Source organism: Micromonospora sp. S4605, assembly GCF_003176715.1.
In the GTDB taxonomy this organism is placed as follows: Bacteria; Actinomycetota; Actinomycetes; order Mycobacteriales; family Micromonosporaceae; genus Micromonospora; species Micromonospora echinaurantiaca.
In genome coordinates this window covers 1-11,249 of record NZ_QGSW01000447.1, presented here as the reverse complement: position 1 = coordinate 11,249, position 11,249 = coordinate 1, and the positions used below count along the sequence as shown (strand labels likewise).

Sequence of the window (11,249 nt, the reverse complement as noted above, 5' to 3'; positions counted from 1 at the left end):
CCCGACGACATCGGCCGCTGGCAACCCGAAACCAGCGAACCCGCCACTGACCAGCCCGGAACACAACCCTTCTAACCAGTACAACTCGAAAGATCAGCCGTTACACCACTTCCGGGGGCTTGACCGCCCTCGTCCCTGGCACGGCGGACGGCAAGGAGTCCGAACATGTTGGCCCGGTGCACGATCTGCCCGTCGCGAACGGCGGCGAGCATCGCCGCGCACCGCTGCACCGGCACCAACCCGACCGACTGGGCGACGGCCAGCAGCTCGCCAGGTAGGTCGATCAAGTCGTCCCGCTGGCGGCGTACCGGTCGGCAAGTGATCACCACGGTCCCGCCGGGACGTAGGAGTTGGTAGCTGGCGGCCAGGATGACGGCGAACCCGTCGAGCAAGCGGGACCATCCCGCATAGGCGAGGTTGCCGCTCTCTCGATCCCCATAGTGATGGTTCCGCTTGCGTACCCCGGTACTCGTCGTGCGCACGAGGCCGTGAGTCCCGCGTCCGTACGGCGGGGAGGTGAGCACGAGGCTCACCCGACCGACCGCAGACGCGGGCACCATGTCGAGCAGGCCCCTAGCATCGCCGGTGCGCACCTGCGCCGTGCCGGCGGCACCCTGCGACGCCGCGAGGGCAACGTTGGCGGCAGCCAGCTGCGTGAACCGGGGCTCGACGTCGATCCCGATCGCCTGCCGGCCAAGGTGCATCGCCTCGACCAGCGTGGTGCCGGACCCGCACATCGGGTCGAACACCAGATCCCCCGGCGCGGTGTACGAGCTGATCGCGTGCACGGCCAGGTGGGGCAGCATCTTCCCGGGATGACTGGAGGTCTCCGGGACGTAGCGGCCCCGCCGCTGGTCCCGGGCGGGCTGCTGGCAGGTCAGCCACACCGAGGTGACCGGCAGCGAGTCAGCCATCGGCTCCCCTGGTCTCCGTCACGCTGCGGGTCAGGATCAGCACGTCGGTGTGGATATCCAGCTGCGCCCGCCGGCCACGCCGAGGTAGGCGGTCGGCCGCCACGATGTGCTGCAGGTACGCCAGCCGGGCCCGTTTCGCGGCGATGACGACGTCGACCGGTGCGATGACGTCGCCGTGTGGCAGCAGCACTGCCACGCAGCCGCCCGCCGCGAGACTGCCGCGGCATCGGACGAAGAAGTCGACGGGTGAAGCAGCCTGGTCGACCGGCCATCCGGCGACGATCAGCGTCGCCGCCTCCCGACCCCAGCCGACCTGCCGGGGCACGTGCAGGTGGCTGCGGCGGTGCGCGGCGATGACCGCGCGGGCCAGCTGCGGCCCCACGGCCAGGTCGATAATCAGATCGGACGGGTGGGTGAGGTTGTGGACCAGCCGCACGCCCATCGCGTTGGACATAGTCTCGCCCTGCTGCGGCGCGGGGACCGGCCAGACGGTGATCGGCACGGGCGGGTCGCCGGGCACCACGTCTCCCACGGGGATCGGCGCGCGGCGCGGGTTTCTCTCGGTCATGGGCACGGTGGCCCCCGGACCGGCAGGGCGTACTGACGATCCCTAGTGCGCCGCTGACAGGCCGATCGAACCCGCCCCCGACCGGACAGAACCCGTCACCCTGACCGCCTGACAGCCCGGCCAGCGGGCGCGTCGGCCGTCCGGACGGCGGCGAACCTGACAGAGGCGGACACGGCCTGTCCTCGTCTGGCAACGGCCTCCGGTGTCAGGTGGGGCTGTCCCAATCGAGGGCCTCGAGGCCGTCGCATCAGGCGACGCGCCCCACGCCGAGGGGGACCTCACCATGACAACCCATGCCAGGGCGGCCGAGACGGCGCTGACCACCGCCGAGACGGCGTTCGCGCTGCTGACCGCCGAACCCGCCCCGCTGGTGTTCGACGCCCGCCCGATACCGGGCCTGCCGGATGCGACGATGCCGCTGGACAAGCTGCGCACGCTGCTGCTGTTTCAGCGATACGACAGCAACACCACGGACGAGCTGTGGCGGCAACTGGCCCACCACGCCCGCGAGTGGGGACCGGCCTGGGTCGTCGGCGCGATCGGCGTCGCGCTGCCCGCCCTGACACACCTCGCGGCGAAGATCACCCGCGGCCGGGCCCGGCACGCCGACGACGTCGACTCCGAAGTCCTCGCCGGGTTCCTCCACGCGCTGCGCACCGCGGACCTGACTCCGCCCCGGCTGTGGCTGCGGCTGTGCTGGGCCGCCTGGCGCTCAGGCATGGCGGTCGTCAAGGCCGATGACGGCGAGGAACTCCCCCTGGAGCTGCCCAGCGGGTCACAGTCGCCGCGGATGCCCTACGGACATCCGGACCTGCTGCTCGGCCGGGCAGCCGCCGCCGGCCTGATCACCGCCGACGCCGCCGAGCTGATCAGCGCGACCCGCTTCGGCGACGCGCTGATCGAACACCTGGCCGCCGAGCAGGGCGTCACCGCATCGGCCCTTCGGATGCGTCGCCGCCGCGCCGAGCGTGTCGTGGCTGCCGCCGTGGTGCGCGGCGACCTGTCCGGCCCGATCCCCGGTCACCGCGCGACCGCCATCGCAGGCTGACAGTCTGTCGGCATACCCATGGCAGCACGCGGGCCGCGAAGGATCGGGATGCTGGTAGCCCATGGCTGTGACGGCGGCGACGTTGTCCGCCAACCTCAGGAACTCTTCGTCATTTGCGCAGCCTTGCGGCGGACTACGGTGGCCGGGCTCGCCGGGTCGTGCAGGGCTTCCCCGACGGGCATCGTCACAGGTCAGGCGCTGCGGCGGCCGGTCGCGTAGTAGTCGTATAGGGCGTTGAGCTGCCGGATCCAGAATTCCTGCTTCGCGGAGGCTGATGGGCGAGGCGGCAGCATGCCGAGCTCGACCGCCAACGCATAGAACCCCGGACCGGCGTCATTGGCGTTCAGGTACTGCACTAACGCGGAGATCATGAGCTGGGTTGTCGGACGGTTACGATCCACGATCAACCCCAGGAGGTGCCCCATGGCGGCACGCTCGCTGTCCTGCTCGAAGTCGAATCCGCGCAAGCCGGTCCGGCGGCAGAGCGTGGCATTGAGCTCGGTGTACGTCGTCGTCTTCTCCAGCCGTGCCCGCTCGATGAGAAATGCCAGGCCGGCTTCGATCAGCTGGTCCCACTCGTCGTCGTCGCGCCCATATCCCGTCACCGCGGCCACCTCGACCGGAGCGCCGAGCACCGCGCGGCGGCGGGCTGCCTGCCCGCACCCCGCACCGTGTCGCCGTCAGCTTGATCACGCTTCACGCTCCATGCCTACCGTCGACTGGCGTCGTCGCGCCACCATCCGACTGGCCACAATGGCGACTCGGAACGGGCACGCCGTGTCTACGCCCACGCCAGTTTTCGGGGGCGCCTGGCATTCGGCCCGGCTTGGTGCCGTCTCGGCGAACGCCCAGCCGGCCCCCGTGCGGTCTACCCCGTGCCTCTTCAAGCGGCAACGCGAGTCGCTGACCGGTCTCGTCAGGACGTGACAGACGCGCGGCGGGTTCGATCGGCCTGACAGCCGAGATCTGAGCGGTGCATGTCATCCACGGCATGCCCGCCCGGTGGGGACCACCCGGCGCGACCCATTGGTCCGGCATGGCTGGCGCGGCGTCCTGACACCGCGATCCCTTCGCCCCACGCAAGGGAGGAGCGCCCCCGACCCGGACCACACCGGTCCCTTCGCCCTGGTCCCCACCGCGGCGGCCCCAGATCCTTGTGGAGCGCCGCCATGCAGACGACTCTCTCCGTGCTGTCCGACCTCGCCGCCACGCCGCAGCCGATGGCGGCCAACAGCATCAACCAGGTCATCTCCAACATCACCGGCTGGATCATGGGCATCATCGCGCTCGTCGCGACGATGTTCCTGGTCATCGGCGGCCTGCGCTACATGGCAGCCGGGGGTGACCCGGCCCAGGTGGAGCAGGCGAAGGGCAACTTCAAGTCCGCGCTGATCGGCTATGCCCTCGCGGTGCTGTCCCCGGTCATCCTGCAGGTGTTGCAGGGCATCCTCGGCGGCTGAGGCGCCCGGGTCATGGTTATCTGGCTGATGAACGGCCTGGTCAGCTGGCTCGCCGAGAGGGTCGTCGACCTTCTCGGCGGGCTGCTGGCCTTCCTGACATCCTCCATCTTTCTGTCACCGGACGTCACGGTCCTGCCGCAGGTCCATTCGATCGCCAGCAAGAGCGCGCTGGTCGTCAACGCCTGCTTCATCCTCGCGATCATCACCGCAGGCATCGCCACGATGCTCGGCGACTCGGTGGAGACCCGCTACACCGTCAAACACCTCATCCCCCGGCTTGTCGTCGGGTTCGTCCTGTCGGCGTTCGCGGTCCCGCTGACGGCCGCCGTCATCGACATCGCCAACGCGCTGACAGTGGCGCTCGCCGGCGAATCCGCGCCGACCACCGAGGCCGTCACCTTCGCGCGGGTTCGCATCCGATCGGCGATGGCCGACGAGAGCGCTGCTCTGCTGATGGTGGTCATCGGGCTGCTCATCGTCGTGTTGATGTTCATGCTCGTCGGCAGCTGGCTCGTGCGGATCGGGGTGCTGGTCGTCCTGGCCGGGATCGCGCCGGTGGCCCTGGCCTGCTACGCGACCCCGTGGACGCAGGGTGCCGCCGAGGTGTGGTGGCGCACGCTGCTGGGCTGTCTGGTCACACCCACGCTGCAGGCGGTCACCTTCTCGGCGGGCATCAACCTGGTGATCGACCCGGAGTCGAACCTGCCGATCCTGCTCGGTCTGCCCGGCTCGGACACGCTCAACTTGCTGCTGGTGATCGTTGTCCTCTGGGTCACGGTCAAGATCCCCGCGATGATGCGCCGGTACGCAACCTCTAAGGGGTCGCCGACCATCGGTGGGGTTCTGCTGCGCGCGGTGTTCATCCAGGGCGTCACCCGCCGCCTGCCGCTTGGCGGATTCGGGCGTACCGCGATGCGAGGTGGGCGATGACCCACGACGACACCACCCCGCGCGCCGTGGTGCCGGCCAACGTCAACGAGCCGGACCGCATCGCTTTCGGGCTGACGTTCCGGCAGCTCGGCATCCTCGGCGGTGTCGGTCTGGCCGGCACCGGCATCTACCGCACCGTCGGGCACCTGCTCCCACCGATCGCGTGGATCGTCGCCGGGGTCATCGTGTTCGCCGTCGCGATCGTGGTGGCGCTCGGCCGCCGTGACGGCCTGCCGCTGGATGTGTGGCTGCGGCACGGATTCGCCCTGTCCCGCAGCCCTCGCCAGCTCGCGCCGGGCAAGCCCCGAGCCAGCACGGTCGCCGCGGTGGCCGGCACGCCGAGCGTCCCGGCGCCGCTGCGCTCCCCCGTCACGGCGATCAGCCCTACCGGCGTCCTCACCTCCGAGGGCAAGAACCGCGTCCTGATCGCCTGCGGCACCACGAACATCCACCTGCGCACCGGCAGCGAGCAGGACGCGCTGCTGGACGGGTTCGGTCGGTTCCTCAACAGCCTGACCGGCCCGGCGCAGATCGTCGTTGCCACCCAGCGGCACGACCTGACCGCGTACGCGCAAGCGACCGCCGACCACGCACCACGCCTGCCGCACCCGGCGTTGCAGACCGCCGCCGACGACTACGCGCAGTTCCTGCTCGACCTCGACAGTCAGCGCGATCCGCTGCGCCGGCAGGTCCTCGCGGTCGTCACCGGCGAGCACGCGGCCGACACCGCCGTACGGGCCTTGTCCGGCCTCGGTGTCGAAGCCACCGCGCTGGACGGACCGGCCGTCACCGCCGCCCTCGCGGCGGCGGTCGACCCCTTCTCCCCACCGGTGCCCGGCCCCCGAGCGGTACCCGGCGCCCCGATCACGTTGCGGAGCACATCGTGAACCTGTTGACGCCGAAGAAGAAGAGGATCGCGGCGGGGGAGGGCATGCCCTCCCCCGCCGCCCTGTCGGTCACCCCCTGGCACGTGCAGGTTGGCAACGGCTACGCCGCCACCTACGCCGTGTGCGGATACCCGGCCGAGGTCGGCCCCGCGTGGCTCACCCCGCTGCTGTCCTACCCCGCACGGGTCGACGTCGCGGTCCACCTGAACCCCGTCGCACCACAGGTGGCCGCGCCGATGCTCAAGCGCCAACGCTCCCGCCTGGAATCGTCGCGCCGGTTGGACGCCGACCAGGGCCGCCTGGGTGACCCGATGGTCGAGGCGGCAGCAGCCGACGCCACGAACCTCGCCGAACGCGTCGCCCGCGGCGCGGCGAAACTGTTTGAGGTCGGCATCTACGTCACCATCCACGCCCGGACCCTCGACGAACTCGCCACCGTCACCGCGGGCGTGCGCTCCGCCGCCGCCAGCGTGCTGCTGGACCTGCAGCCGGCGACGTTCCGCCACCAGCAGGGCTGGATCTGCACCCTGCCGGTCGGCGTGGACCCGCTGGGGATGCGCCGCATCCTCGACACCACCGCCCTCGCGGCAGCGTTCCCCCTCGCCTCGGCCGACCTCGCCGCCCCCGCGCCCGGCACCGTCTGCCCACCCGACGGGGTGCTCTACGGGCTCAACACCACCAGCAACGGCGTGCTGCTGTGGAACCGGTGGGCGCAGGACAACCACAACAGCGTGGTCTTGGCGCGCAGCGGCGCCGGGAAGTCGTACTTCGTCAAACTGGAAGTGCTGCGCAACCTGTACCAGGGCACGACCGTCAGCGTGATCGACCCGGAGGACGAGTACACCGCCCTGGCCGAGCACGTCGGCGGCACCGTCGTGCAACTCGGCCAGCCAGACGTCCGGATCAACCCGCTCGATCTGCCCGCGGACAACCGGCCCGACACGCTGACCCGCCGCGGCCTGTACCTGCACACCCTCATTTCGGTCATGCTCGGCGCACCGCCACCACCGACGGAGCGGGCGGCGCTGGATCGGGCGATCACCGCCACCTACGCCCAGGCGGGGATCAACGCCGACCCGGCGACGTGGACCAAACCCGCGCCGTTGCTGCGGGACCTGGCCGAGGTGCTCGCCGCTGACGGCGACCTGGCCGCCGGGCAGCTCGCCGCCCGGCTCGCCCCCTGGACGGTCGGGAACTTCGCCAGCCTGTTCGACGGCCCGACCACCACTGCCCCGCGCGGTCACCTGGTGGTCTGGTCGCTGCGGCACCTGCCCGACGAGCTGCGCACCGTCGGCACGCTGCTGGCGTTGGACTCGATCTGGTCGGGCATCGACGCTCCCACCGGCGGCGCCCGCCGGCGGCGGCAGCTCGTCGTGGTCGACGAGGCCTGGCTGCTGATGCGCGACGGCGAGGGCAGCCGGTTCCTGTTTCGGATGGCCAAGGCCGCCCGCAAGCGGTTCGCTGGGCTGTGCGTCATCACTCAGGACGCCGCCGACGTGCTCTCGACCGACCTCGGTCTCGCCGTGGTGTCCAACGCCGCTACGCAGGTGTTGATGCGCCAGTCCACGCAGTCGATTGACGCGGTGAGCGAGGCGTTCAGCCTGACCGCAGGCGAGTCCAGGCTGCTCCTGTCGGCGCCCAGGGGCGAGGGCCTGCTCGTCGCCGGTCGATCGCGAATCCCCTTCCGCAGCGTGGGGTCGGCCGCCGAGCATCGGATCGCCGTGACGGGTATCGGGGAGGCCGAATGACGGCCACCCCGACGACCTGGCCAGCCGAGGTCGGGCAGTGGATCATCGCGCGGCCGTGGCTGGCCGGCGTCGCCGCCGCCGCGATCGTCGGCGTGGTGTTCGCCCGCGACCAGGTGCTCGCCTGGCGGCATCGGCGGTTCGCGGCCGGGGCGCGGTGGCTGACCATCGCCGCCCCGCCGGAGGTCACCGCCGGGGCCGCCGCGGCGTTTTGGACCACCGTCATGGGTGTGCTGACGCCATCTCTGTGGCGGCGCAGGGTGTTCGGCTACCCGCACATCGGATGGGAGTACACATGGACAGGCCGCTCCCTAGCGATCCGGGTGTGGGTGCCCGGGACGGTGCCGCCTGGCGCGGTCGAGGCCGCCATCCGGGCGGCCTGGCCCGCCGCGACGATGACGGCCACCGACGCCGCCGCGCCGATCCCGCCCGCGGTGGGTGAGCAGATGGGTGGGGCGCACTGGCCGCAGCACACCGACGTGCTGCCGCTGCGCAGCGAGCACGACAGCGACCCGCTGCGGGCGCTGCTCGCCGCCGGGGCCGAGGTCCGCCACCGGGAACACGCGTGCGTGCAGATCCTCGCCCGCCCAGCACCCGCCTGCCGCGTCCGAGCAGCGAGGCGGGCGGCGGCGGCCACGAGTCGCCATCCGCATGGGCGGCCCGATGCGGTGACCCGCGCCGTGTCGGGCGCGGCGCGGCTGGCCATCGAGCCCGTGGTGTGGTTCCTCGGCGTGTTCGCTGCCGGCCCGTCCCAGCCCCGCGCCCGGGCCGCAGCAGAGCGGGTGGTCGAGCGGGACCCCGTAGCCGGCGCCGACGCGCGCACGATGGTGGACAAGGCGGTGCGGGTGCCGCACTTCCAGATCGCGGTCCGGTTCGCCGTGGCCGCCGACGAAGAGAGAACGCCGGACCCGCTACGGGCCGCACAGGTCCGTTCGCGTCTCGCCGCGCTTCGGCACAGCATCGCCTCGGCGGCCGCCACGTACACCGGCCCGAACCGGCTACGGCTGATGACGATGCCTCAGCCGGTCGCGACGATCGCCGGTCGCAGGTTGCGGCGCGGCTTCCTGGCCACCGTGCCGGAACTCGCCGCCCTCGCGGCGCTACCGCAGGACCTCGCGGTGCCGGGCCTGGACCGGGCGCGGGCCAAGGCCGTGCCGGCGCCGGTGCAGGTGCCCTCCGGCGGACGGGGCGTGAAGGTACTCGGCCGCTCGCAGCTCGGCCACCACAGCATCGGCCTCACCGTGACCGACGCTCGACAGCACGTGCACGTGGTCGGCAAAACCGGCGTCGGCAAGTCCACCCTGCTGCTGAACATGATCCTCGGCGACATCAAAGCCGGACGCGGCACGGTGGTCATCGACCCACGCGGCGACCTGATCACCGACATCCTCGACCGCCTGCCCGCCTCGTACGCGACGAAAATCACGATCATCGACCCCGACCAGGAGAACCCGGGCTGCTTCAACCCTCTCGACGACCACGGCGATCCCCACCTGGCCGTGGACAACCTGGTGGGGATCTTCGCGAAGATCTTCGCCGGCCAGTGGGGGCCACGGATGGACGACACCATGCGCGTGGCCTGCCTGACGTTGATGCGGCACGCGAAACCGACCCTGAGTCTGGTGCCGTCGCTGTTGCAGGACCGGGAGTTCCGGGGCAGGTTCACCCACGGCCTGGACGACCCGGACGGCCTCGGAGGGTTCTGGCTCTGGTACGACGGCATCAACGATCAATTCCGAGGCCAGGTGATTGCTCCCGTCCTCGCCCGGCTACGGGCCTTTCTGCTGCGGGACTTCGTCAAAAGCGTGATCGGCAACGCTTACTCGTCATTCGACATGGGCGCGGTGCTCGACGGCGGGGTCCTGCTGTGTCGGCTGCCCAAGGGCATCCTGGGCGAGGAGACCAGCCGCATCCTCGGCTCGCTGATCGTCGCCCGGGTGTGGCAGGCGGCCATCGCCCGCGCCACCATCCCCGAAGACCAGCGAAAGGACGCCTGCCTCTACATCGATGAGTGCCAGAACTTCCTCACGCTGCCGGGCAGCGTCGGAGACATGCTGGCCGAGGCGCGCGGCTTCCACCTCGGCCTCGTCTTGGCGCACCAGGACTTGGCGCAACTACCCAAGGACGTCGCGGCGGCGGTGTCGGCCAACGCGCGGTCGAAGCTGTTCTTCACCGTTGACCCGGCCGACGCGCGCGAGCTGTCCCGGCACACCCGACCCGAGCTGGACGAGCACGACCTCGCCCACCTGGACGTCTACACCGCCGCGGCCCGCCTGCTCGTCGGCAACCGGGAACTGCCCGCGTTCACCTTCACCACCAACCCGCCCGCTCCGGTCGTGGGTGAGGCGACCGCGATCCGGCAGGGCTGCGCCGCCGCCCACAGCCGCACCACCGGTGAGCCACCGATGCAGCAGCTCGCTCGCACGGCGATGAAGCGGCGCATGAACGCCCGGGATCGCTGATAAGCGGGGCGGCTCGTTCGAGGGCTCGGCGGGGTGCGGCATCGGGGGCTCGTTTGGGGGTGTCGACGAAACGAGCCCCCACACGAGGCCACCGTCCCCGCCCTGTCAGAGCCTGACCTGCTCAAACCCGCCCGGCCACAGGGCCGAGGCCAAGACCTCCTCATCCAGACTCCCTACGGGACTCTCTCTCCACGGGGTGACCACCTATGCCGCCATCACGCTCTGCGGGCCTGCTGAGCATCTATCCCCACATCACCGGTCGGGACCGCCTGCTGCTCCAACTCCTCGACGACCATCGGGTCCTCACCACTGACCAAATCCACCGCATGCTGTTTCACGCCCGCCGCACCTGCCAGCTCCGGCTCGGCGAGCTGGCAGCCCTGGGACTGCTGGACCGGTTCCGGTTCGCCCGCGCCGGAGGTGGCAGCCACCCGTGGCACTGGACCCTCGGCCACCAGGGACACCGGTTCCAGGCCGCCGCCCACCACCGTCCGGAGCCCACTGTGCGGGTAAGCCGCCAAACCGTGCACCGGTTGTCAGCCAACCCGCACCTGACGCACCTGCTCACCGCCAACGAGTTCTTCGTCCGGCTCACCGCACACGCCCGCCAGCACCCTGAGGAGCGGCTGGACCGATGGTGGTCCGAGACGATCACCACCAAGCAGTACCGAACCATCACCGCCGACGGGCACGGCCTCTGGAGCGTCGCCGACATCACCGTGGGCTTCTTCCTGGAAGCCGACACCGGCAGCGAACCCCTCGGTCGGGTGGTGGCCAAGCTCGACCGGTACGCGCAGCTGATCCGCCGCGGCGGACCCCGCTACCCGGTGCTGTTCTGGCTCGGCAGCGAACACCGCGAGGCACACCTGCACCAGCTCCTGCGCAGCCGGCACGGCGCGGTTCCCGTCGCAACCGCCACCCATCCCACCGACCCCGCCGAGGCCGTCTGGCTACCGGTCGGCGCCACCGGCCGGGTCCGGCTCGCCGAGCTGCCCAGCGACCACGGCCAACCCGTGGCGGACAACCCGAACTACGACGACGACGGCATCTTCGTCCTCTGACACACCCTGACAGCCACCCGAGCCATCCCATCGGCTCAGTTCACAGCCTTGATCCGGATTCCTGACACGGCTGGTGCTGTCAGGTGACGACGCTACGGTGCAGCTTCTTCCCTTTTGCTGGCCCCGCCGCCGACTGTTCCTCCCGGATCTGCCCGCCCCGGCGGGATCACCGAC

General features: G+C 71.0%; 10 protein-coding genes. 7 read left to right on the top strand and 3 right to left on the bottom strand.

Annotated features, from left to right (window positions below; all coding sequences use genetic code 11):
* Nucleotides 1–71 precede the first annotated feature (71 nt).
* Both DLJ47_RS33860 and DLJ47_RS33855 read right to left on the bottom strand, forming a co-directional pair.
* A complete protein-coding gene (locus tag DLJ47_RS33860) occupies nt 72–914 on the bottom strand; it encodes a TRM11 family SAM-dependent methyltransferase (RefSeq protein ID WP_109906257.1) in 843 nt (280 codons plus the stop codon).
* On the bottom strand, nt 907–1,482 hold the full coding sequence (locus tag DLJ47_RS33855; RefSeq protein ID WP_233258165.1) for a hypothetical protein: 576 nt from the start codon (nt 1,480–1,482) through the stop codon (nt 907–909). Before DLJ47_RS33855 ends, DLJ47_RS33860 begins: the two co-directional genes overlap by 8 nt.
* Before the next feature lie 283 nt (nt 1,483–1,765).
* Here DLJ47_RS33855 and DLJ47_RS33850 point away from each other — a divergent pair, with 283 nt between their 5' ends.
* The gene (locus tag DLJ47_RS33850) at nt 1,766–2,530 is read left to right on the top strand and encodes a hypothetical protein (protein ID WP_109906255.1); all 765 of its coding nucleotides are present in this window, start codon (nt 1,766–1,768) and stop codon (nt 2,528–2,530) included.
* Between the two features lie 191 nt (nt 2,531–2,721).
* Here DLJ47_RS33850 and DLJ47_RS33845 read toward each other — a convergent pair whose 3' ends face one another.
* Nucleotides 2,722–3,135: a hypothetical protein gene (locus DLJ47_RS33845; protein ID WP_199236118.1), complete on the bottom strand. Its 414-nt coding sequence runs from the start codon at nt 3,133–3,135 to the stop codon at nt 2,722–2,724.
* Nucleotides 3,136–3,699: 564 nt separating this feature from the next.
* On the opposite strand from DLJ47_RS33845, the gene DLJ47_RS33840 reads away from it, so the two are divergent.
* From DLJ47_RS33840 to DLJ47_RS33815, 6 genes are all read left to right on the top strand, one after another.
* Nucleotides 3,700–3,990, top strand: coding sequence for a pilin (locus tag DLJ47_RS33840; protein WP_109906253.1), 291 nt, complete (start codon nt 3,700–3,702; stop codon nt 3,988–3,990).
* A 12-nt stretch (nt 3,991–4,002) separates the two neighbouring features.
* Nucleotides 4,003–4,920, top strand: coding sequence for a conjugal transfer protein TrbL family protein (locus DLJ47_RS33835; RefSeq protein WP_109906251.1), 918 nt, complete (start codon nt 4,003–4,005; stop codon nt 4,918–4,920).
* Complete coding sequence (locus tag DLJ47_RS33830) at nt 4,917–5,807, top strand: PrgI family protein (RefSeq protein WP_109906249.1); 891 nt, start codon at nt 4,917–4,919, stop codon at nt 5,805–5,807. Before DLJ47_RS33835 ends, DLJ47_RS33830 begins: the two co-directional genes overlap by 4 nt.
* Before the next feature lie 44 nt (nt 5,808–5,851).
* Nucleotides 5,852–7,555 carry a VirB4 family type IV secretion system protein gene (locus DLJ47_RS33825; protein ID WP_109906259.1) on the top strand — a complete coding sequence of 568 codons (1,704 nt, stop codon included), beginning with the start codon at nt 5,852–5,854 and terminating at the stop codon, nt 7,553–7,555.
* Complete coding sequence (locus tag DLJ47_RS33820) at nt 7,552–10,014, top strand: type IV secretory system conjugative DNA transfer family protein (RefSeq protein ID WP_109906247.1); 2,463 nt, start codon at nt 7,552–7,554, stop codon at nt 10,012–10,014. The genes DLJ47_RS33825 and DLJ47_RS33820 overlap by 4 nt, the downstream gene beginning before the upstream one ends.
* Nucleotides 10,015–10,220: 206 nt before the next feature.
* A complete protein-coding gene (locus DLJ47_RS33815; RefSeq protein WP_109906245.1) occupies nt 10,221–11,075 on the top strand; it encodes a replication-relaxation family protein in 855 nt (284 codons plus the stop codon).
* Nucleotides 11,076–11,249: the final 174 nt, after the last annotated feature.

Excerpts from the sequence above, each read along its gene's own strand:
- DLJ47_RS33815 (WP_109906245.1), top strand. The coding sequence starts at position 10,221 with ATGCCGCCATCACGCTCTGCGGGCCTGCTGAGCATCTATCCCCACATC.
- DLJ47_RS33820 (WP_109906247.1), top strand. The coding sequence starts at position 7,552 with ATGACGGCCACCCCGACGACCTGGCCAGCCGAGGTCGGGCAGTGGATC.
- DLJ47_RS33840 (WP_109906253.1), top strand. The coding sequence starts at position 3,700 with ATGCAGACGACTCTCTCCGTGCTGTCCGACCTCGCCGCCACGCCGCAG.
- DLJ47_RS33830 (WP_109906249.1), top strand. The coding sequence starts at position 4,917 with ATGACCCACGACGACACCACCCCGCGCGCCGTGGTGCCGGCCAACGTC.
- DLJ47_RS33860 (WP_109906257.1), bottom strand. The coding sequence starts at position 914 with ATGGCTGACTCGCTGCCGGTCACCTCGGTGTGGCTGACCTGCCAGCAG.
- DLJ47_RS33825 (WP_109906259.1), top strand. The coding sequence starts at position 5,852 with ATGCCCTCCCCCGCCGCCCTGTCGGTCACCCCCTGGCACGTGCAGGTT.
- DLJ47_RS33850 (WP_109906255.1), top strand. The coding sequence starts at position 1,766 with ATGACAACCCATGCCAGGGCGGCCGAGACGGCGCTGACCACCGCCGAG.
- DLJ47_RS33835 (WP_109906251.1), top strand. The coding sequence starts at position 4,003 with ATGGTTATCTGGCTGATGAACGGCCTGGTCAGCTGGCTCGCCGAGAGG.
- DLJ47_RS33855 (WP_233258165.1), bottom strand. The coding sequence starts at position 1,482 with ATGACCGAGAGAAACCCGCGCCGCGCGCCGATCCCCGTGGGAGACGTG.